Annotated in this window: 22 protein-coding genes and 2 riboswitches; of the genes, 6 read left to right on the top strand and 16 right to left on the bottom strand. The window is 47.5% G+C overall.

Features of this window, described 5'->3' with window-relative positions; all coding sequences use genetic code 11:
- Positions 1-8: 8 nt before the first annotated feature.
- The 6 genes from OXB_RS06200 to OXB_RS06175 all read right to left on the bottom strand — a co-directional run bounded on the left by OXB_RS06200 (position 9) and on the right by OXB_RS06175 (position 6,609).
- Entirely contained in the window at positions 9-749 is a 741-nt protein-coding gene (locus tag OXB_RS06200) for an ABC transporter ATP-binding protein (RefSeq protein ID WP_041072742.1), read from the bottom strand.
- Positions 746-1,537, bottom strand: a complete 792-nt coding sequence (locus tag OXB_RS06195) for an ABC transporter ATP-binding protein (protein ID WP_041072740.1) — start codon at positions 1,535-1,537, stop codon at positions 746-748. The genes OXB_RS06200 and OXB_RS06195 overlap by 4 nt, the downstream gene beginning before the upstream one ends.
- 139 nt (positions 1,538-1,676) lie before the next feature.
- A complete protein-coding gene (locus OXB_RS06190) occupies positions 1,677-2,708 on the bottom strand; it encodes a branched-chain amino acid ABC transporter permease (RefSeq protein ID WP_041072738.1) in 1,032 nt (343 codons plus the stop codon).
- Positions 2,708-3,586: a branched-chain amino acid ABC transporter permease gene (locus tag OXB_RS06185; protein WP_041072736.1), complete on the bottom strand. Its 879-nt coding sequence runs from the start codon at positions 3,584-3,586 to the stop codon at positions 2,708-2,710. Before OXB_RS06185 ends, OXB_RS06190 begins: the two co-directional genes overlap by 1 nt.
- A gap of 27 nt (positions 3,587-3,613) precedes the next feature.
- Positions 3,614-4,942 carry a phenylacetate--CoA ligase family protein gene (locus OXB_RS06180; protein ID WP_041072734.1) on the bottom strand — a complete coding sequence of 443 codons (1,329 nt, stop codon included), beginning with the start codon at positions 4,940-4,942 and terminating at the stop codon, positions 3,614-3,616.
- A gap of 377 nt (positions 4,943-5,319) precedes the next feature.
- Positions 5,320-6,609 (bottom strand): O-acetylhomoserine aminocarboxypropyltransferase/cysteine synthase family protein, encoded by a 1,290-nt coding sequence (locus tag OXB_RS06175; protein WP_041072732.1) that lies wholly within the window; start codon positions 6,607-6,609, stop codon positions 5,320-5,322.
- A 244-nt stretch (positions 6,610-6,853) separates the two neighbouring features.
- A riboswitch (SAM riboswitch) is annotated at positions 6,854-6,969 on the bottom strand.
- A 144-nt stretch (positions 6,970-7,113) separates the two neighbouring features.
- On the opposite strand from OXB_RS06175, the gene OXB_RS06170 reads away from it, so the two are divergent.
- Positions 7,114-7,746 (top strand): glycerol-3-phosphate acyltransferase, encoded by a 633-nt coding sequence (locus OXB_RS06170; protein WP_041072730.1) that lies wholly within the window; start codon positions 7,114-7,116, stop codon positions 7,744-7,746.
- Between the two features lie 61 nt (positions 7,747-7,807).
- A riboswitch (purine riboswitch) is annotated at positions 7,808-7,907 on the top strand.
- Between the two features lie 63 nt (positions 7,908-7,970).
- The gene (locus tag OXB_RS06165) at positions 7,971-9,140 is read left to right on the top strand and encodes an MFS transporter (RefSeq protein ID WP_041072728.1); all 1,170 of its coding nucleotides are present in this window, start codon (positions 7,971-7,973) and stop codon (positions 9,138-9,140) included.
- A gap of 95 nt (positions 9,141-9,235) precedes the next feature.
- On the opposite strand, the gene OXB_RS06160 is transcribed toward OXB_RS06165, so the two are convergent.
- From OXB_RS06160 to OXB_RS06130, 7 genes are all read right to left on the bottom strand, one after another.
- Positions 9,236-10,009, bottom strand: a complete 774-nt coding sequence (locus OXB_RS06160; protein WP_041072726.1) for a sulfite exporter TauE/SafE family protein — start codon at positions 10,007-10,009, stop codon at positions 9,236-9,238.
- A gap of 24 nt (positions 10,010-10,033) precedes the next feature.
- Complete coding sequence (locus OXB_RS06155) at positions 10,034-10,261, bottom strand: sulfurtransferase TusA family protein (protein ID WP_041072724.1); 228 nt, start codon at positions 10,259-10,261, stop codon at positions 10,034-10,036.
- A 23-nt stretch (positions 10,262-10,284) separates the two neighbouring features.
- A complete protein-coding gene (locus OXB_RS06150) occupies positions 10,285-11,412 on the bottom strand; it encodes an MBL fold metallo-hydrolase (protein ID WP_041072721.1) in 1,128 nt (375 codons plus the stop codon).
- Positions 11,413-11,440: 28 nt separating this feature from the next.
- A complete protein-coding gene (locus tag OXB_RS06145; protein ID WP_041072719.1) occupies positions 11,441-12,007 on the bottom strand; it encodes a sulfurtransferase TusA family protein in 567 nt (188 codons plus the stop codon).
- A gap of 52 nt (positions 12,008-12,059) precedes the next feature.
- Positions 12,060-12,356, bottom strand: coding sequence for a rhodanese-like domain-containing protein (locus OXB_RS06140; RefSeq protein ID WP_041072717.1), 297 nt, complete (start codon positions 12,354-12,356; stop codon positions 12,060-12,062).
- A gap of 15 nt (positions 12,357-12,371) precedes the next feature.
- Positions 12,372-12,851 (bottom strand): DsrE/DsrF/DrsH-like family protein, encoded by a 480-nt coding sequence (locus OXB_RS06135; protein ID WP_442852887.1) that lies wholly within the window; start codon positions 12,849-12,851, stop codon positions 12,372-12,374.
- Between the two features lie 64 nt (positions 12,852-12,915).
- On the bottom strand, positions 12,916-13,179 hold the full coding sequence (locus OXB_RS06130; RefSeq protein WP_041076361.1) for a metal-sensitive transcriptional regulator: 264 nt from the start codon (positions 13,177-13,179) through the stop codon (positions 12,916-12,918).
- A 280-nt stretch (positions 13,180-13,459) separates the two neighbouring features.
- On the opposite strand from OXB_RS06130, the gene OXB_RS06125 reads away from it, so the two are divergent.
- Positions 13,460-13,681 (top strand): DUF2187 family protein, encoded by a 222-nt coding sequence (locus OXB_RS06125; protein WP_041072713.1) that lies wholly within the window; start codon positions 13,460-13,462, stop codon positions 13,679-13,681.
- 43 nt (positions 13,682-13,724) lie between these two features.
- On the opposite strand, the gene OXB_RS06120 is transcribed toward OXB_RS06125, so the two are convergent.
- Positions 13,725-14,714 carry a YeiH family protein gene (locus OXB_RS06120; protein ID WP_041072711.1) on the bottom strand — a complete coding sequence of 330 codons (990 nt, stop codon included), beginning with the start codon at positions 14,712-14,714 and terminating at the stop codon, positions 13,725-13,727.
- A gap of 106 nt (positions 14,715-14,820) precedes the next feature.
- Here OXB_RS06120 and OXB_RS06115 point away from each other — a divergent pair, with 106 nt between their 5' ends.
- From OXB_RS06115 to OXB_RS06105, 3 genes are all read left to right on the top strand, one after another.
- A complete protein-coding gene (locus OXB_RS06115) occupies positions 14,821-15,708 on the top strand; it encodes a LysR family transcriptional regulator (protein WP_041072709.1) in 888 nt (295 codons plus the stop codon).
- A gap of 134 nt (positions 15,709-15,842) precedes the next feature.
- On the top strand, positions 15,843-17,069 hold the full coding sequence (pepT, locus tag OXB_RS06110) for a peptidase T (protein ID WP_041072707.1): 1,227 nt from the start codon (positions 15,843-15,845) through the stop codon (positions 17,067-17,069).
- Positions 17,070-17,080: 11 nt separating this feature from the next.
- The gene (locus tag OXB_RS06105) at positions 17,081-18,040 is read left to right on the top strand and encodes a DMT family transporter (RefSeq protein WP_041072705.1); all 960 of its coding nucleotides are present in this window, start codon (positions 17,081-17,083) and stop codon (positions 18,038-18,040) included.
- 39 nt (positions 18,041-18,079) lie between these two features.
- Here the strand turns inward: OXB_RS06105 and OXB_RS06100 are convergent, their stop codons facing one another.
- On the bottom strand, positions 18,080-18,862 hold the full coding sequence (locus OXB_RS06100) for an enoyl-CoA hydratase/isomerase family protein (RefSeq protein WP_041072703.1): 783 nt from the start codon (positions 18,860-18,862) through the stop codon (positions 18,080-18,082).
- 29 nt (positions 18,863-18,891) lie between these two features.
- A complete protein-coding gene (locus OXB_RS06095) occupies positions 18,892-19,770 on the bottom strand; it encodes a 3-hydroxyacyl-CoA dehydrogenase family protein (RefSeq protein WP_041072701.1) in 879 nt (292 codons plus the stop codon).
- Positions 19,771-19,800 lie beyond the last annotated feature (30 nt).

Genomic DNA, 19,800 nt, shown 5'->3' with positions numbered 1-19,800 from the left:
CCCCCATTTTAGTTTACTGTGTGACCAAGATACGCTTCTTTCACTTCAGGATCATGTAACAATTCACTGGACTTCCCGCTTTTCACAATCTCGCCATGTGAAATGACATAGCCCCGATCGGCGATTTTCAAGGATGCCGTAACGTTCTGCTCTATCAATAGAACCGTCGTACCGAATTCCTCCCGCAGATCACGGACCAATTCCAGAACATCTTTTGCGATGATCGGAGCAAGCCCCAATGTCGGTTCATCAAGCAAAAGCAGTTCAGGTTCAGCCATCACACCGCGCGCGATTGCCAACATCTGTTGCTGACCCCCGGACATGGTTCCACCAAGTTGGTCCTTCCGGTCTTTCAAAATTGGGAATAAATCAAAAACCTTTTCGATGTCTTCCTCGATTTTTTTCATTTTTGATTGTTTACGGTGATGATAGGCCCCTAAATAGAGGTTGTCCAACACAGTCATCGTAGAAAAGACTTGACGGTGTTCCGGGACATGCACCAAATGCTTTCCCACCACTTTTTCGGCTTCCATCCCCGTAATATCCGTTCCTTGATACATCACTTTTCCGCCGATCGGCTTCAAGAGTCCTGATATCGTTTGCAATAATGTGGTTTTTCCGGCTCCATTCGCCCCTAACAGAGCAACTATCTCCCCTTTGCTGACGGATAGGGAGACTTTGTCCAAGGCTTGAATGGGTCCGTAGCTGACCGAAAGATCAATGACTTCCAATAATTTTTCCGTGCTCATATCGCCTCCTCCACCTTTTCAGCTTCAGTTTCATCTATATCAGCACCTAAATAGGCAGTGATAACCGCTTCATTCCCCTGTATTTCCTTCGGTGTACCTTCGGCGATTTTCACGCCTTGGTCCAACACGACGAGCTTATCGCAAATGCTCATGACCAAGTCCATATCATGCTCTACAACGAGTATGGTGACTCCCGCATCACGGACTTTTTCAATGAGAGCGCTCATTTCCAATGTCTCTTTATGATTCAGGCCCGCTGCAATCTCATCCAGCAATAACAGCTTCGGTTCCGTTGCATATGCCCGGGCAAATTCCAATAACCTTAACTTTCCTAGCGACAAGCTTGCCGCTTTTTGATCGTAGAGGTCTTCCAGGCCAAAAAACTCCAAATAACTCATCGCTTCGTCGTATGTTTTCCGTTCGCCTTTCGTCAATCCGAGCAGCGTGGATGCCATTCCGAGTAAATTGGTTTTTGTTTTCATATGCTGACCGACCATCACATTTTCAATGACTGTCATATTCTTGAACACCTGCAAGTTTTGGAACGTGCGTGAAATGCCCAATGGCGCAACCTGGAATGAAGGCAGCTTGTCAATCCGCTGTCCCAGGAAAGTAATCGTTCCTTCCGTAGGCGGAAAAACGGACGAGATCATATTGAACATTGTACTTTTCCCAGCCCCGTTCGGACCGATCAATCCGACAATCTGCCCTTCCTGAACCGAAAAAGTCACATCGCTATTCGCCACGACCCCACCGAATCTTTTTGTAATGGATTCAACTTGTAACAATTCATACCGCCTCGCTTTCCATCAAATACACTTCGACATAATGTTCACTGCCGCTTACCAAACCCATTTCAACTACTGCAAGTAATGAAGGTCCAGAAGAGGGAATATCCCAATTGCCCTCCTATTCCGAAAAATGAGGTTACACTTCCCGTTTTGCTGCAGCTACTTCTAGCATTGATTTCTTACTCGACCGCTTCGTCGCCAACGATTCAAACCAGCCCATAACCGAGGGGAATAAGCCGCGTGGCATAAAAATGACAACGAGCATCAGAATCAGCCCATAAATGACATGTTCAAAGTCACTCGTAATGAAAGGAAACTTTTCCCCAAGAGCGTGGACTACGATACCGACTACGCGGATCAGCAAGGTTCCGATCAAAGCGCCCCAGACACTACCGCTTCCTCCAAGGACGACCATTGCCAGAAAGAGAATGGACGCATCCATCGTAAAGGCCGCCGGAGAAATACTGTAACTCATATGTGCGAATAACCATCCAGCCAAACCGGCGAACATGGCACTCAAGATGAAGATCTGCATCTTGTATTTCCCTGTATTGACACCCATTGCACTGGAAGCGATTTCACTGTCGTGAATGGAACGGAGCGCTCTACCAACCCGTGAATGAACAATATTCAAAGAAAGGACTAGCACAACCAAGACAAAGAACCAAACTAGATAGTAATAAGGAACTCCCTGGTTAATGGTCATACCGAACAAGTTCAGTTGAGGAATCCCGAAGAATCCGGATGCCCCTTTCGTCACTCCGCGCCATTCCACTAATAAGGTATGGACGATAATCCCCAATGCGAGAGTTGCCATCGCTAAATAATAACCGCTCAATCTAGACATCGTATAACCCATGAAGAAAGCGACAACCGCTGGTACTAATATAGCGACCGGCAAGCTGATCCATGGACTCCATCCCATCGTCGCCGTCAAAACCGAAGTCGTGTACGCCCCGATTCCGTAAAAGGCGGCCTGCCCCAATGAAATCTGGCCGGCATATCCCATCAATAATCCAAGTCCAATTGCGATAATCGCGTAGATTCCTGCAAATGTTGCCTGAGTCAGATAGAATGATTGCGTGACGATCATAGGAAAGACCAGGATTAATAAAGCGAAAATCAGTACACCCGACCACTTGGTCTGTTGAACACCATGAAGCTTCATTACAATCCTCCTTTTCCGACACTTTTTTCACCAAGAATTCCACTTGGACGAATCAACAAGATCAATAGGATCGCTGAGAACGTAATTGCGTCTTTCATACCGGAACTGATATACCCAGCGCCCAATGACTCCAATAAACCGATCAAGAGACCGCCGACTACAGCGCCCGGTGCGCTTCCTAGACCTCCAAGGATAGCTGCTGAGAATCCTTTGATGCCGAGCATCGCACCCATGTCATAAGCAGGGAACATGATCGGGGCAACCGCTAGTCCAGCCAATGCGCCAAGCGCTGCACTCAATGTAAATGAAAGCGATGACATTTTAATCGGGCTGACACCCATTAACCGCGCTGCCAACGGATTCACTGATGAGGCTTGGAAGGCCTTCCCGACCATTGTCTTGTCAATCAGAATATAAAGAAGGAATACAACCAATAGCATGATTAGCACAACCCACATCGCTTGCGGCGTGATGGTAGCCCCCATGATATTGACCGGCGCATTGCCCGTGAATGGGGCGACCCGCAATTGATCTTTCCCCCATACGACACTCGCAATTCCCCGGATGAAAATGGACGCCCCGATCGTTAAGATGATCAAACTGATTGCGTCCGCTCCCTTTGCCCGTCGAATCAAAATGAATTCCATAAGCCAACCGAGAATGAGTACAAAGAAAATGGTAACAAAAAAAGCGACCCAATACGGAAGTCCGGCAGTTGTCAATGAGAACATCGTCAACCCGCCCAGCATGACAAACTCACCTTGCGCTAGATTGATCACTTTCGTAACACTGTATATTGTGACGAAGCCCAGAGCGACAATGGCATAAATACTGCCAATTGTCACTCCAGTCAACGTAAACTGAAGAAGATCCCCCATATGCTACACTCCTTTTCCAGCGGATCCTTAAACACCGATCGGGTTCGTTTCCCGCTTATCGATCAAACGGATCGCTTTTCCTTCCGAACGTGGAATTGTTTTTGGTGCATTGATGACGACATCAACTGAAATGAGGCATGTCGATTTCATTTGATGTTGGATTTTTTTCTTAAGCGCGGCAATCGATCCATGGGTCAGATCTTCTCCCACTTCCGCATACAAAGCTGAGTCGCATTCAACATGAAGCTCGATGCCATCCATGGCGCCTTTGCGGATCCGGTGGATTTGATAGACCGGGAACAATCCTTCGATTTTCAGAAGCTCTCTTTCCATTTCGGAAGGGAAAACGTTTACACCGCGGATAATCAACATATCATCCGTACGGCCTTTTACACGGGACATCCGAGTTGTCGTACGGCCACATTTGCATTTTTCGCGAGTAATGGAAGCGATATCACCTGTACGGTAACGGATGACTGGCAGCGCTTCCTTTTGAAGACTAGTAAAGACAACTTCTCCATCTTCGCCATCCGGTACCGGTTGAAGTGTATCCGGATTGATGATTTCGATTAGGAAATGATCCTCTGCTATATGCAGTCCGTCTTGCGCTTCGTGGCATTCCACAGCAACGCCCGGCCCCATGATTTCACTTAGACCATAAATATCAACTGCTTTAATATCCAATTTCTCTTCAAGCGTCGCACGCATTTCTTCAGACCAAGCTTCCGCACCGAAAATACCGTACTTCAATTCGGTCTCACGTGGATTCATGCCCAAGTCTTCCATCTTTTCAACGATACTTAAAATGTAAGATGGCGTACCACAGATCCCTCTAGGCTTCAAGTCTTTAATAAGTGTAATCTGGCGCTCTGTATTTCCTCCTGAAATCGGAACCGTCGCGACACCCAATTCGTCAGCCCCTTGATGAAGACCCAGTCCGCCTGTAAACAATCCATATCCGTAAGCGTTATGAAAGACATCCGATTTTTGACCACCCGCAGCAACGAGTGCTCTAGCTACGATTACTCCCCAGTTTTTCAAGTCCTTTTCGGTGTACCCGACAATTGTAGGCTTTCCACTTGTCCCGGAAGAACCATGGATACGGGTTACCTCTTCAATTGGAACAGCGAATAGACCATATGGATATTGATCACGGAAATCTTTCTTGATCGTGAAAGGAAGTTTTACAATATCATCTATAGATTGAATATCCTCTGGCTTGATGCCTAGTTCATCAAATTTCTTTTTGTAAAATTCCACATTCTCATAGACACTTTTCACCGTTGACTGCAGACCGCTCAACTGCCACTCTTCCATCTGAGTGCGTGAGGCTGATTCAATTTCTGGATTATACATAATAGCCTTTCCTCCCAATTGCATAGTAGTTTAGTTGCAATTAATATAACAAATTATAAACGAATTCACGTTTATCTGTAATATAAACATTAGATTAATACATATTTTATATAAAGTCAATACTAATTTCTGATAATTCACTACTGAAAGTCAAGGTTTGAAAGCTCTTTCATTATGGTTTCAGGCTATTTTTTTACTTGTTTGCAAATCCAACAGCTTTGAAAATGAATCCAAATAACCCCATCCGAAGATGAATAAAACAATAGTCCTACATGCCTATTTATCTATCAATAAATATATTCATATAACTACTAATGATTTAAATAACCAAAATAAAAGAGCAATTTCGAATGGGAAATCGCTCTTTTGATTGGATATCAAGCTTCTTCAGCTGTCGCTTTTTCGATGGCTTGTTTCAAGTCGGCAATAATATCTTCTGCCGATTCCAATCCGACAGATAAACGGATGAGTTCTTCTGTAACTCCGGATGTAATCAGATCTTCTGCGCTCAATTGTTGATGAGTCGTCGAAGCAGGATGAATAATAAGTGATTTTGCGTCCCCTACATTGGCTACATGTGACCAGATGTTCACGTTGTCGATCACTTTCCGTCCTGCTTCACGGCCGCCCTTGATGCCGAATACAATAATAGAACCCTCACCGTGTTTCAAATACTTTTTCGCTGCCCCATAGGATGGATGATCTTCCAACCCTGTATAGGTCACCCATTCGACGGAAGGATGCTCTTGCAGGAATTCCGCTACTTTCAGCGCGTTTTCATTGTGTCTTGTCACACGTAGATGAAGTGTTTCCAATCCTTGCAGGAAGTTGAATGCACTGTCCGGATCCAGGCAAGGTCCGAAATCGCGCAATAGTTGTACGCGCAGTTTCGTTGCAAATGCGGCACCTGCCGTATCAATGCCATAGCGGAGTCCGTGATAGGTTTCATCCGGCTCTGTGAAGCCAGGGAATTTGCCTTTCGTCCAATCGAACTTTCCTGCATCAACTGCTACGCCGCCGATAGTCGTGCCATGGCCGCCAATCCATTTCGTCGCGGAATGAATGACGACGTCAGCACCGAATTCGATCGGGTTGCAACCGTATGGGGAAGCAAATGTATTGTCGATCAATAACGGAATATCATTTTCATGTGCAATATTCGCCACTGCCTCGATATCCAAGACGTGGAGACTCGGATTTCCAATCGTTTCGGCAAACAACGCTTTTGTTTTATCGGTTATAGCCGCACGGAAGTTTTCAGGGTCAGTTGCATCGACGAATTTCACGTTAATGCCGTAGCGCGGTAATGTGACGGCGAATAGATTGTATGTCCCACCGTAGAGATTTCCTGCCGCTACGATCTCATCTCCCGCACCCGCGATATTCATAACGGAGAACGCGATGGCCGCCATCCCGGAGGATAGTGCAACCGCTGCGGAACCGCCTTCCAAAAGAGCAATCCTCTCTTCAAAGACCGATACAGTCGGGTTTGTAATGCGTGTATAAATATTGCCCGCTTCTTTAAGACCAAACAGATTTTGTGCATGCTCCGTGTCACGGAAAACAAAAGAAGTCGTACGATGGATCGGCAACGCGCGAGATCCCGTTACCGGATCGGGATTCTGACCGCCATGCAATAAAAGTGTTTCAGGATGCAAACTGGACATAATTGATTACCTCCAAAAGTGTAGTGGTTTAGATGGAATTACAGGCGCGGCAGGGGTTGGAAACAATTGATGTAATTGATCCCTAATTCTTCTCGATTTTGCTCGAAAAGCTCCTCTAAAAAGATCTATGACGATATCCGCCGGAGGCTTGCTCTGAATTCAACAGGTAATTGAGCATCTACCAGATTCAGATAAAATAAAACCCCCTTCGCTTAAGAAGAGGGTTATGCTTTCGCTATTCCTCCCCTTATCTTTCAGACCGTTTGCACGAATCTGTAGGAAGTAGCACCTTAACAAGTGGTTGACTTGCCGGTTGCCGGGCATCGCAGGGCCTAGTCCCTCCGCCGCTCTTGATAAGAGTTATGTAGATTTCAGTTTTCCATCTTGTGAAACAGTATAGAGGTTGCTCGGTTTCTTTGTCAAGGTTTTATTGAAAAATTTCTGAAACTTGCGGTTACTTTAAAGATGCTATACTCAAGGTATACCGACTATGGGGGAATTTTTATGGGTATTTGGTTATTCGGAGTCTTGCTATGGGGATACGCAATCGGATGCTTGCACGGTTCGGTCGTCGCTCAAAAACTATCTGGAGTCAATTTGAAAGAGACCGGCGTCAAAAACGCAGGTGCCTCCAATGCTACCATCGTCTTAGGCAAGAAATTCGGTGCGCTTGTCGCTTTGATAGATATCGGAAAAGGTGTGGTGGCCGTCTGGCTGACAGGCTGGGCGATCGAGTTTGCCGGATTATCCGCGGGCAGTAGCACCGCCTTGTTATTCCTTGCAGGTGCAGCCGCGGTCATCGGGCATATCTTCCCGTTCCATATGGGATTCGATGGTGGGAAAGGGACAGCTACACTGATCGGAATTCTGCTCGCCCTTGATTGGAAATTGGGACTTATTGGTCTACTCCTTTTCATCGTCGTCACTTGCATAACGGATTTTATTGTCTTCGGAGTGATGGCGTTATACGTTGTCCTTCTTTTCACTGCTTTCTGGATCGGCGGTGTTTGGGAAGTCGGCTTGGCCGCGCTGTTGTTCTTTTTGGCTATTTGGAAGCATCTTGAAAACTTTAAACGCCTGCGAAATGGACAGGAAAACCGGGTTTCAGCCGTATTTAAAAAGAAAAAAACGGTATAGAAAACATTCCCGCCTTCCGAGACTTGATAAATCAGCATAAGTATGGTAGGTTTGAAAACAGAAATTTTTTATAAGCTCCGTATGTATAACCTCAATAATATGGTTTGAGGGTCTCTACCAGGAACCGTAACATCCTGACTACATAATTCAATTGTAGTCGGGATTTTTTTATGCCTAGAAATTTAATTACAGAGCATCTTTATGTATATTGGAGGTATTTTCTTATGAATTTTAAAGTTTTCATACTGGCAGCAGCCGCTGTCACTGTTGGATTGGTCGAGTTGATTGTCGGCGGGATCTTGCCTATCATCGCGGAGGATTTACAGGTGTCCCTTCATGCTGCTGGACAACTTATTACCGTATTCGCTCTTGTGTATGCCATTTCCGGTCCTGTCCTTTTATCGGTAACCGCAAAAATAGAGCGGAAAAAGTTGTATCTTATCGCGTTGACAGTATTTTTCATCGGAAATCTAATGACGTATTTCAGCCCTACTTTTTCACTCATCATGGCCGCCAGAATCATCACAGCTATGAGTGCATCGTTAGTTATCATACTGTCCCTGACCATTACCTCCCGGATTGTAGAGCCGAGGCATCGGGCCAAATCATTGGGCATCATTTATATGGGAATCAGCTCCTCGCTTGTGTTGGGGGTACCGATCGGGATCATCGTGACCGAGGCATTTGGCTGGCGTACCGTATTTCTAGGGATCGCTGTTCTTTCAATCGGTTCCGCTGTACTGGTTTATACACTTTTGGAGAAAGTCCCTTCGGGGAATATCCTGCCGCTATCGGCACAGATAAAATCCCTCGGAAATTTAAAAATTGTGGGCGCACATTTAGCGATGATGTTCATGTTAGCCGGCCACTATACCGTTTATGCATATTTTACACCTTTTCTAGAAACCACTTTGCATTTCAACCCGTATTGGATCAGCATCAGCTATCTTCTTTTTGGAATTGCAGCGGTAAGCGGCGGCGCTTTAGGGGGAACCTTAGCTGATCAAATCGGATCGCCGAAAAGTATTTTGATTGTCATCGGATCTTTTGCTTTCATCCTTTTCGTGCTTCCCTACTCCACGTTTTCCCATATTGTATTTTTTGGTGTAATGATGGTGTGGGGCGCATTGAGCTGGGCTTTGGCGCCTCCTATGCAAAATTATCTGATCAACACCGATCCCGAGTCTTCCGATATACACCAGAGCCTGAATAACTCTGCCCTTCAAATCGGGATTGCCCTGGGTTCGGGCATTGGCGGAGCGGTGCTAGATTCTACCGGTTCTGTGGTCAGCACGGCCAGTGTCGGAGCCGGTGTGGTGGTAATATCGCTCGTCTGCGCCATTTTTTCTCTGGCTTTGCCTTCTAAAGCTGCCAAAAGTTCTTCTATCCATTGATTAGACAACTACTAGTTCACTTCATGCTTTGAAAAACAGATAAGGGCTGGCATCGAGATTCAGTTTTCACTGATTCTCATGCCAGCCCTTGTTCATTAAAAATCCATCCATATTTTGACAGCCGTTCCCAGGATGAGAACTGCCAAAATCCCTTGCAATATTTTCGTATTCATCTTTTGGCCGACTTTCGCTCCAAGCGGCGCGGCTAGGACGCTGGCAACGACCATGATGGCGGCAGGGCCATATAGTACTTGATCGGTCACTACTTTCCCAACTGTCGAACCGATGGAGGAGAGGAACGTAATCGCCAGCGATGTGGCAATCGTCATGCGGGTCGGGATTTTCAAGACAATCAACATGATCGGTACTAAGATGAACGCACCCGCTGCACCGACGATTCCGGCTCCAATCCCGACGAGAAATGAGAGACTTGCCGCCAGCCATCTATTGAATGTCACTTGTTCGGCTGGAATATTGTCCAACCCTTTTTTCGGAACGAACATCATGATGGCGGCGATGGTCGCCAACAGACCATAGACCAGGTTGACCATATTCTCCGACAGCAGGTCCGAGCCGAATCCACCGATTAAACTTCCGAGCAGAACACTGACTCCCATATAAAGGAGGAGCGCTTTGTTGATCAACCCGCTTTTCCGATACGCCCAGACGCCAGAAATCGTTGCAAAAAACACTTGGATGGCGCTGATCCCCGACACTTCATGGGCGGTGAACGCTGCCACTCCGAGCACCGGCGGGAGATAGAGCAACATCGGGTACTTGATGATCGACCCACCGATTCCCACCATCCCCGAGATGAATGAGCCGATAAATCCGATCAGGAACATCGTCACAATAAAAGCGAAATCCATTTCAACCCCCTCCTTTCGCGGTCGTCAGCCCTTTTGGATCCAAAAGCGAAAGACGCCGGCCTCTTCGGATTGCTCCAACAGTTGATGGCCGCTCGACTTGGACCAGGCAGTCAAATCCGCCACCGAACCTTTATCCGTCGTATGAACTTCCAAGACTTCACCTTCCGCCAATTCTTTGATCACCTTTCTTGTGCGGACGACAGGCATCGGGCAGGCGAGCCCTTTTGCATCTAAAAATTTTGTCGATTCCATATATATCTTCTCCTTTAGTTGAATTATCGTACGGCACAGCGATTCGGGCCGATTTCCATTTCACGTTGCGTCTCTTCATCAGGCGTAATTCGACCCATATTCGTCTTCCGGATTTCCTGATACGCATTCGGTTGAGGCGGCAAATTCTCCGTCACCATTCTCCTGAACTCAGTTTCACTCTCCACATTCAGCCCATGATTCTGTTCAAATAAAACGCCTAGCTTCTCCGCGACACTGCCGTCATCCTTCAATTCATCGATGATCATGAAGTGAGCGGGAAGGACGAGGAGTTCTCCGGACAACTCCTTATACCGTTTATAGAGAGACTCACGCAAATCGCCGACCCAGTCATCTGCTAAACCGGCGAGGTCCGGACGTCCGATGGAATCGATGAACAAAATATCGCCTGACAGTAAATACTTGCTGTCTACCACGAAGGAAGTGGAACCAATCGTATGCCCCGGCGAGTAAAGAGGTTGGATGGCGATCGTCGACTTGCCGATCCGGACGTCCCGCCCTTCTTCGAGCGGTTCATAGGCAAATGTCACTTCGCCTGCATCTTTCGGAGGAAGCCAATACGTACCGCCCACCTGCTCCGCGATTTTACGTCCTCCCGAAATATGATCGGCATGCAAATGCGTGTCGAACACATGAGTGATTTTTGCGTCCAATTCTTCCGCAAAGCTTATGAACACATCCGTCATCCGGGTCGCATCGACGATTGCCGCTTCCCCGTGGGAAACGATCATATAGGAAAGGCATCCTTTGCCGATCCGAACGAATTGATACAATTCACCTCCATCCGCCAAATCACCGACTTTGACCGGTTCCAAATGTTCGCTCCAAGCTTTCATGCCCCCTTCCAAATAGAAAGCGGCCCTGCCTTGTTCTGCGATCATCTCCGCTACCATCACGGAAGAACCTTCTTTGGCACAGACGACTACGATGTCCTGATCGGTCGGAAGCTGGTCCATGATATCCTCCACACCATCCAACAGGTCAAAATAAGGGATATTGAGATGCTGGATGTGCTCCCCTTCGATTTTCCAGTCGGCAAATGCGTCATCATTTCGTACATCGAGAATGAAAACCGGTTCTTTCTTTACAATCTTTTTCGTCATTTCACTTGCTGTCATCGGTTTAAGTGACATTTTTCATACCCCCTGTTGTATTTCTTCTCTAAATAGATTTTTCACTCGGCCCGTTCCATGCACTCATTCCGGGAACGACATTTTTGACATCCGTGAAACCGGCTTCCGTCAACTGTTGCGCAGCCAAGTCGCTGCGGTTTCCAGTTCGGCATACGATATAGATTGGTGCCCCCTTCGGAAGAGCCGCCATTTGGTCCTCAAGTTCCCCCAATGGGATGGAAAGAGCACCCGGGATATGGCTGAACGCATATTCCGCCGATTCGCGCACATCCAGCACGATATCGCCAGCATGGTCCTCCAAGATAGCTTGGAGTTCTTCATTGGAGACGATATGCGGATGACGTGTTTCTGCGATTTCTTCTCCTGCCGATTTTCGGACATAATGCTTCAGATGGCCATCCTTTTCGATGGTGCCCAAATAGTGATGCCCCGAACTGTCCGCCCAAGCTTTCAAATCTGCTGTCGAACCTTTATCCGTAGCCTGAACTTCAATCACTTCACCAGGTTCCATTTCTTTTACCGCTTTCCTCGTCTTGACGATCGGCATCGGACACGCCAATCCTTTTGCATCAAGTATTACATGAGATTGGATCATTGCATGTTCTCCTTTACTTATGCCCCTATGGGTATTTATTTTTGCGAAAAAATTATTCGGTCGGACCGTCCCACGCCATCATGCCGCCCGTCATATTGACCACTCTATATCCATGGCTCTCCAGCAATTGTGCAGCTCTTCCGCTGCGCCCTCCCGAACGGCAAACCATCGTGTATTCCTTTGATTTATCTAATTCATGTAGACGGAATTCCAATAGGCCAAGCGGGATATTGACCGCCCCCGGAATTTTCCCTTCTGCGACTTCATCCGTTTCGCGGACGTCGATTAGATGGATCGGTTCCTTCTTCTCCATCGCTTCTAGTAGATCCGTAGCCGTGATTTCTTTCATTGTTTCTCTCTCCTTTTAAATGAATAAGTTCACCTGGCCGTCTTGTGCATCTGCCAGATAGGCGCCAACCCCGGCGTATTCTACGTCATCCATCAATTCTTTTTGATCCAGCCCAAGAAGATCCATCGTCATCGTACAGGCGACCAATTTGATATCTTGTTCCTGCGCCATATCGATCAATTGCGGCAATGTCATGGCGTTATGCTTTTTAATGACATGTTTGATCATTTTCGGTCCCATGCCCGCAAAATTCATTTTGGAGATGCCCATTTTATCGGCTCCGCGAGGCATCATTTTTCCGAACATCTTTTCCAGGACGCCTTTTTTCACAGGTACTGTTGCGTCTTTTCGCAGTGCATTCAATCCCCAGAACGTGTGAAAAATGGTCACCTCATGGTCATAGGCCGCCGCCCCGTTTGCAATGATATACGCGGCCATCGCCTTGTCATAATCTCCACTGAACAAGACGATCGTCGTCTTTTTCGTTTCTTCCAATACAATCTCTCCTTTTTAATAATTACCCCATGGGGTATATTTTATTCCGAAAAAGAAAGAGTCATTAGCGACTCTTTACGAGAAGATCAACTGCTTCTTTTACAATATCCTCTTGCACCCTTGCATCGTTCTCTTCCATATTTTGAATGCAGGAAATCAGATTCGTACTGACGATCACGCCAATCGCGCGATCGATTGCCGAACGGGAAGCCGATAATTGTGTAATGACGTCTTTACAATCTTTGTCTTCTTCCATCATACGTAAGATGCCTTTAATTTGGCCCTCGATCCGCTTCAACCGATTTTTCACCTGATCGCTGTACTCCATGTTATCAGCTCCTTTCTCCGTGTTCATTGTCTTTATAATATACCCCTCGAGGTATAATGTCAACCCTGTAATCCGGCGACGGACAGTTCGCACGACAGATTGAAAGAATCCACCTTTAATACTGAAAAACCTATTGGAATTTCCATATTATTTAAAACTATGATACAATAATAGGAAGACAACTTCCAACGAGGTATATAGTTGTCGCCATCTCCCACGCTTAGGTACTGCCTAAGTTTTTTTATTTGCGAGATGAGACTAGACATTGGGGGGAATCTGAATGGCCTTTCCACGTAAGGAAAAGGATGTATGCGATTTTGTCGCTGCGCGCGAAATCGACGAAGAGATTTCATTCGTCCGTAATGATCATAGAGTAAATGGCACGATCTTCAAAATTTTGGAGAACTCTGTCATTGTTGAGCTTTCGGAGGCGGATGCTGAACGGATCGGTGCCGCATCCAACTTGACCGTTGTCTCCCATAAAAATTATTCCATTGTGTAACGTTTAAAGGCTGTCCGGAATGTCGGACAGCCTTTCTTTTTTATTAAAATAAAAAACGGATAAACCCATATTCGACTGCCACTAGGACGATTGTTCCACCCAATCCGGCAATGAAAGGTTTGGCACCTGCCCGTTTGAATGCGGCCAATTTTACGTTCAATCCGAGGCCTGCCATCGCCATCGCCATCAAGATATAAGCCAATGATACAAGCATGGACGCAACTTGCTCAGGTACAATCCCAGTCGAGTAGATGGCACTCACCGCCAAAAATCCGAAAATGAACCATGGAATCGGGAGTTTCCTGAAGCTGAAAGCCTCCCCTTCCTGCCGGTTCCTTTTCGCCATCCAGAAGCCGACGCCTGCTGCGACCACAACTAACAGGATGACCCGCGTCAATTTGACGACCAACGCCAAATCGAGAGCTGCGGCTCCCCCAACATCCCCTGCTGCCACGACATGCGCGATTTCATGAAGCGTGCCGCCTGCGAACATGCCGTACGCTTCACTCGACAGCCCCAGTGCCGAATAGAAGATCGAATAGAGGAACGTAAACAACGTGCCGAGCAGTGCGATGATTGCCACGGCCACTGCGGTCTGTTCGGCCCTCGCCTTCATTTGCGATGAAACAGCGACGATGGCTGCCGCGCCGCAAATCCCTGTTCCACAGGCGGTCAAGAAGCCGATCGTGCTATCGACCTTTAGCAGTTTCGCGACCCCATATACAGCCGAAATCCCGATGACGACGCTGCTCGTCGCCAGTAGAAAAGCAGGCCATCCCGCCGCTGCAATATCGCTTAGATTCAACCGCATCCCAAGTAGAATGATTCCTGCGCGCAATAGTTTCTTGGATGAAAATTGGATGCCCGGCTCCCAAGTGTTCCGGACGGGGAAAAAGGTATTCCATATGATTCCGATTAAAATCGCGATGACTAACGGGCCGATCAACGAGAGATAAGGAAGCGACGTTGCCAGTTTTGCGATCACCGCGATGATCAGCGTTAAGCCGATACCTGTCCAGAAATTTTTATTCAAAGTAACCTCTCCTTCTATTCCATGATAGAATGGATTCCATCATCAGTAAAATGAGTATTTTAAATAGAATCCATCAGTTTTCCTGATGTAAGGAGGGAACCATCCGATGCTGTTGGAAGAATTGAATACCTTTATAACCGTTGTGGAACACCAGAACTTCACGAAGGCGGCAAAGAAGCTGAATCTCGCACAGCCGACCGTCAGTCTTCATATTAAAAACTTGGAGAGCGAGTTGAACGTCCCCCTGCTCATCCGTTCCCATCGAACTTTTCACGTGACGCCAGAGGGGGAATTGCTCTATGAACGAGCGATCCAATTGCTAAAACTGGCGGAGAAGACAAAGGAAGAGATTTTATGGAAGCATCGAGAAGTGAGCGGCAAGCTGCGGATTTCTGCAAGCTATACAATCGGGGAATACTTACTGCCGGAAGTATTGACAGTGCTCCACCGGAAATTTCCTCATTTGCAAGCCGAAGTGACGATTGAAAATACCGAGGATGTAGAGACGGCGGTCCGCGAACTGCGATGCGATGTCGGTTGCATCGAAGGGGGTGTGCCTGCAAAGGAATTGATCATCAAGCCGTTCATGTATGACGAACTGATTCTGGTGGCAGTGAATACACATCCGCTTGCCAAACTGGACCATGTCGAGTTGACCGACCTCCAATCAGCCCATTGGGTCATGCGTGAAAAAGGGTCCGGCACCCGTCAATTTACGGATTATCTGCTTCGGTCCATCGGCCAGGTCAACCCGTCCTGTACCATTTTCGGGTCCAATGAAGGCGTGAAACAAGCCTTGCTGAGCGGCCTCGGCATTGCCGCCGTTTCGGTCCACACGGCAAAAAGGGCGCTGGATCGGGGGGAGCTCGTTCCATTGAAGGTGGATGTCATACCGCAAAAAAGGGTGTTTTCCACTTTGCACTCTCCGTTGATGGGAGAAAAACGGCACGTCGAAGTGTTTATCAATGAGCTGAAAATGATGTACGGCGACTGAATCCCAGTGTGCCACTACCCTATTGCAGCGAGTATCGACAGCTGGTGCGTCATCTATTCCGTGAGGCAGAAAAGTCTGATAAGATAAAACCTAAGCTGGATGAAGTGGAATTTCGACTAAGGAGGTATGCAGTTATGAAAGAACGCCTGATCGAACGATTGATCCGGTATGCCAAAATCGACACACAATCGGACGCCGATAGCCAATCGACCCCTTCCACGCCAGGGCAATGGAATTTATTGCATGAGCTGGAAAAGGAATTGACAGCAATCGGCATGCAGGAAATCACATTGGACGACAACGGCTATTTATTTGCCACCTTGCCTGCCAATACGGCACGGGACATTCCCGTCATCGGATTTCTGGCCCATGTGGATACGGCGACAGACTATACAGGGAAGAATGTGAATCCTCAGCGGGTGGATCACTACGACGGGACAGATATCCGGTTGAATGAAAACACGGTTATGAAGGTCTCCGATTTCCCGGAGCTCACGAATTATGTGGGCCACACATTGATCACTACCGACGGGACGACTCTGCTAGGTGCGGATAATAAAGCTGGCATCGCAGAAATCATGACCGCGATGGAGTATTTGATTCAACATCCGGAGATCAAACACGGGAAACTGCGTGTCGCGTTCACGCCGGATGAAGAAATCGGACGGGGGCCGCATAAATTTGACGTGGAGGCATTCGGCGCCGAATTTGCTTACACGATGGATGGAGGGCCGCTCGGCGAGTTACAATATGAGAGTTTTAATGCAGCCGGAGCGAAAGTCACGTTCCATGGTACGAATATCCATCCTGGCTCCGCCAAGGGCAAGATGGTGAATTCTCTTTTGATCGCCCACGAATTTCAAGCGGCGATGCCCACGGAAGAAATACCACAGAAGACGGAAGGGTATGAAGGGTTTATTCATCTCATGGAAGTGGAGGGAACGGTCGAGGAAACGACACTTCACTATATCATCCGCTATTTTGACCGTGACCAGTTCGAAGCGAGAAAACAGCTTTTTGAAGATGTGGTGCAAGATTTGCAAACGCGGTACGGAGAGCAGGCCATCACACTAGAACTGACAGACCAATACTTCAATATGCGGGAAAAAATCGAGCCGGTCATGGAAATTGTCGACATCATCGCAGAGGCGTTCAAGCAATTGGATATCGAGCCGGCAATCATCCCGATCCGGGGCGGGACGGATGGGTCCCAGCTTTCCTATATGGGCATGCCGACGCCGAATATTTTCACAGGCGGCGAAAACTATCACGGGAAATATGAATATATCTCCGCTGATAATATGGTGAAGGCGACCGAGGTCATCATTGAGGCCGTGAAGCTTTTCGAAGCTCGCGCCTGAGAGGGTTTGGAATGAAGGCCATCTGGATCGGGATCCTCTCCTCCCTCTTCTTCGCAGTCACCTTTGTCTTGAACCGCTCGATGGAATTATCGGGCGGCAGCTGGCTCTGGAGTGCGTCACTCCGCTATTTTTTCATGGTTCCATTCTTGGTGGCGATTGTGGCGTACCGGAAAGGGCTCGGCGATGTGAAAAGGGAGATGTCCGCAAAACCCGCTCCATTTTTTCTATGGAGCTTCGTGGCATTCGTCCTGTTCTATGCGCCGCTCACCTTCTCCGCTGCTTATAGTCCCGGATGGCTGCTCGCCGGGACTTGGCAATTGACGATCGTTGCCGGTGTTCTCCTGGCACCGCTCTTTTCAATTAGGGTGCAAACGAGCCAAGGCGAACGGAACATACGTCAGCGCATTCCCCTATTGTCGCTCGGCATTTCATCCATCATCTTCATCGGGATTATAATCATCCAAATTCCGAATGCGCAAAGTGTCGAGGCACAAGTCTTATGGCTCGGAACCTTGCCTTTATTGATAGCCGCCTTTGCCTATCCGCTCGGGAACCGGAAAATGATGGACTTGCTCGGCGGGCGGCTCGACATGTTCCAACGGGTGCTTGCCATGACTCTCATGACGCTTCCCGTTTGGATCGGATTTGCAATCTACGCTTTATGGACAGTCGGGCCGCCGTCTTGGAGCCAGGTTGTCCAATCTCTCATCGTGGCGGTCAGTTCAGGCGTCATTGCGACATCGCTGTTCTTCATGGCAACCGACCTCGTCCGGGAAGATCAAGGAAAGTTGGCAGCCGTGGAAGCGACCCAATCCACAGAGCTCATCTTCGCCATGCTCGGGGAAATGTTGATTCTCAGCCTCCCCCTGCCCGGCCCGATATCATTGGCCGGCGTTGTTATCATCGTTATCGGCATGGGATTACATAGCTATCAAACCGCGGTATCGAAAAAGAAACAACCTGTGACTTAGGACAAGTACAGGTTGTTTCTTCATTTACCAGCTAAAAAGCTATTTTGAAATAAATTCAGGTGTGCGTTTCTCTAAAAAGGCACGAGTGCCCTCCATTTTATCTTCTGTCGAATATAAGGCGGCTTGTCCAAGCTTTTCAATGAGCAAACCTGCCTTCATATCCGTATCAAATCCTGTGTGAATAACCATTTTAGCAAGCTTCACAGCTAATGGACCTTTTGTTATGATACAGTTTGCCGTTTCTTCCACCGCCTCTTGCAACCGATCTTGAGAAACATATTCGGAAATCAGACCGATTCTTTCGGCTTCTTCCGCAGTGATAATTTTTCCTGTCAGAATCAATTCAATCGCTTTTCCTTTACCGATCAGACGGGCCAGCCGCTGTGTGCCCCCTGCCCCTGGGATGACGCCAAGATTCAGTTCGGGAAGCCCAAATTTTGCAGTAGCGGAAGCGATCCGAATATCACAGGCCATCGCGAGCTCGCATCCACCGCCAAGTGCAAATCCATTTACCATGGCGACAGTTGGTTTGTCATACGCTTCGATATAATCGTAGACGTCCTGCATGCTTCCGACGGAAAAGACATCCATCGGCCGGCGGTTTTCCAGCTGTTTAATATCTGCTCCTGCCGCAAATGATGTATCCCCTTGTCCCGTAAAAATGACGCAATGGGTCTCGTCGTCTTCTTTCAGCCATTCTAGTGCGTTCCTCATTTCATCCAGCGTTTCCTTACTCAAGGCATTTCGTTGTTCCGGTAAATTAATGATCAAATAGGCTAGTTTATTCTTTTTTTCGACGATGATATTGCGATAGCTTTTCAATCCCCTTCCCTCCTGCCTGTGGTTTGCGTTTAACGGCCCAACCAATTGCCTTGGGCGTCGTAATCATAAAATCCTTTTCCCGTCTTTTTGCCAAGTTCGCCTTTTTCCACTTTTTCAGTAACAGTCCGCGACGGCTTTTCCTTCTCATCACCACTTTCGTCATACCGCTGCTTCCGAACGAGGTAATGTACATCCAAGCCAGTCAAATCCATCAGTGCGAATGGACCAATCGGATGATTCAATGCTTTCATGCAGGCAAGATCGATCTCTTCCGGCGTCGCATAGCCATTTTCATAGAGAAAGATCGCCTCATCTGTTAATTTTCCAAGAATTCGATTGGCAATGAAACCTGAAATCTCCTTGTTGAGCAACACGGGCACTTTCCGGATGCTCTCCACGAATTCCACACTTTTTGCAGCAGTTTCCTCAGAAGTATGAGGACCTTTCACCACTTCAACCAGCTCCATGACAAGGGCAGGATTAAAAAAATGGATATTGCAAACATTTTCCGGCCGGCCGACAGCATCGGCTATTTTCGAACTGACGATGGTCGAACTATTTGTTGCCAATATCGTATCGGGGGCAACAAACCGGTCGAGCTTCGTAAACAACTCTCGCTTGGCATCCAATTTTTCAACAATCGCTTCAATGACAATATTGGCATTCGCCATTTCTTCAATTTCGGTCGTAAAGGTGAGGCACCTGAATGCCTCCCCGACCTCTCTCCTTGAGTATCTCCCTTTTTCGACCCGCCGTTCTATCTGCTTTTCCAGAAAATGCTTCGCATGCTGGAGGCTTTCCTGTGAAATATCCTGTAACACGACTGGATAACCCGCAAGCGCACAGACCATCGCAATTTGCGACCCCATCGCGCCAGAACCTGCGACAGCTACGTTATTTATTTCCATTTTCTATTTTCACTCCATCCTTCACACTAA

This window comes from Bacillus sp. OxB-1 (assembly GCF_000829195.1).
Classification (GTDB): domain Bacteria; phylum Bacillota; class Bacilli; order Bacillales_A; family Planococcaceae; genus Sporosarcina.
This window is presented reverse-complemented; position numbering and strand designations above follow the sequence as displayed.

What these genes read in the sequence shown, in the direction of transcription:
- OXB_RS06200 (WP_041072742.1), bottom strand. Translation starts at nt 749, where the DNA reads ATGAGCACGGAAAAATTATTGGAAGTCATTGATCTTTCGGTCAGCTAC.
- OXB_RS06190 (WP_041072738.1), bottom strand. Translation starts at nt 2,708, where the DNA reads ATGAAGCTTCATGGTGTTCAACAGACCAAGTGGTCGGGTGTACTGATT.
- OXB_RS06185 (WP_041072736.1), bottom strand. Translation starts at nt 3,586, where the DNA reads ATGGGGGATCTTCTTCAGTTTACGTTGACTGGAGTGACAATTGGCAGT.
- OXB_RS06180 (WP_041072734.1), bottom strand. Translation starts at nt 4,942, where the DNA reads ATGTATAATCCAGAAATTGAATCAGCCTCACGCACTCAGATGGAAGAG.
- OXB_RS06175 (WP_041072732.1), bottom strand. Translation starts at nt 6,609, where the DNA reads ATGTCCAGTTTGCATCCTGAAACACTTTTATTGCATGGCGGTCAGAAT.
- OXB_RS06170 (WP_041072730.1), top strand. Translation starts at nt 7,114, where the DNA reads ATGGGTATTTGGTTATTCGGAGTCTTGCTATGGGGATACGCAATCGGA.
- OXB_RS06165 (WP_041072728.1), top strand. Translation starts at nt 7,971, where the DNA reads ATGAATTTTAAAGTTTTCATACTGGCAGCAGCCGCTGTCACTGTTGGA.
- OXB_RS06160 (WP_041072726.1), bottom strand. Translation starts at nt 10,009, where the DNA reads ATGGATTTCGCTTTTATTGTGACGATGTTCCTGATCGGATTTATCGGC.
- OXB_RS06155 (WP_041072724.1), bottom strand. Translation starts at nt 10,261, where the DNA reads ATGGAATCGACAAAATTTTTAGATGCAAAAGGGCTCGCCTGCCCGATG.
- OXB_RS06150 (WP_041072721.1), bottom strand. Translation starts at nt 11,412, where the DNA reads ATGTCACTTAAACCGATGACAGCAAGTGAAATGACGAAAAAGATTGTA.
- OXB_RS06145 (WP_041072719.1), bottom strand. Translation starts at nt 12,007, where the DNA reads ATGATCCAATCTCATGTAATACTTGATGCAAAAGGATTGGCGTGTCCG.
- OXB_RS06140 (WP_041072717.1), bottom strand. Translation starts at nt 12,356, where the DNA reads ATGAAAGAAATCACGGCTACGGATCTACTAGAAGCGATGGAGAAGAAG.
- OXB_RS06130 (WP_041076361.1), bottom strand. Translation starts at nt 13,179, where the DNA reads ATGGAGTACAGCGATCAGGTGAAAAATCGGTTGAAGCGGATCGAGGGC.
- OXB_RS06125 (WP_041072713.1), top strand. Translation starts at nt 13,460, where the DNA reads ATGGCCTTTCCACGTAAGGAAAAGGATGTATGCGATTTTGTCGCTGCG.
- OXB_RS06115 (WP_041072709.1), top strand. Translation starts at nt 14,821, where the DNA reads ATGCTGTTGGAAGAATTGAATACCTTTATAACCGTTGTGGAACACCAG.
- pepT (WP_041072707.1), top strand. Translation starts at nt 15,843, where the DNA reads ATGAAAGAACGCCTGATCGAACGATTGATCCGGTATGCCAAAATCGAC.
- OXB_RS06105 (WP_041072705.1), top strand. Translation starts at nt 17,081, where the DNA reads ATGAAGGCCATCTGGATCGGGATCCTCTCCTCCCTCTTCTTCGCAGTC.
- OXB_RS06095 (WP_041072701.1), bottom strand. Translation starts at nt 19,770, where the DNA reads ATGGAAATAAATAACGTAGCTGTCGCAGGTTCTGGCGCGATGGGGTCG.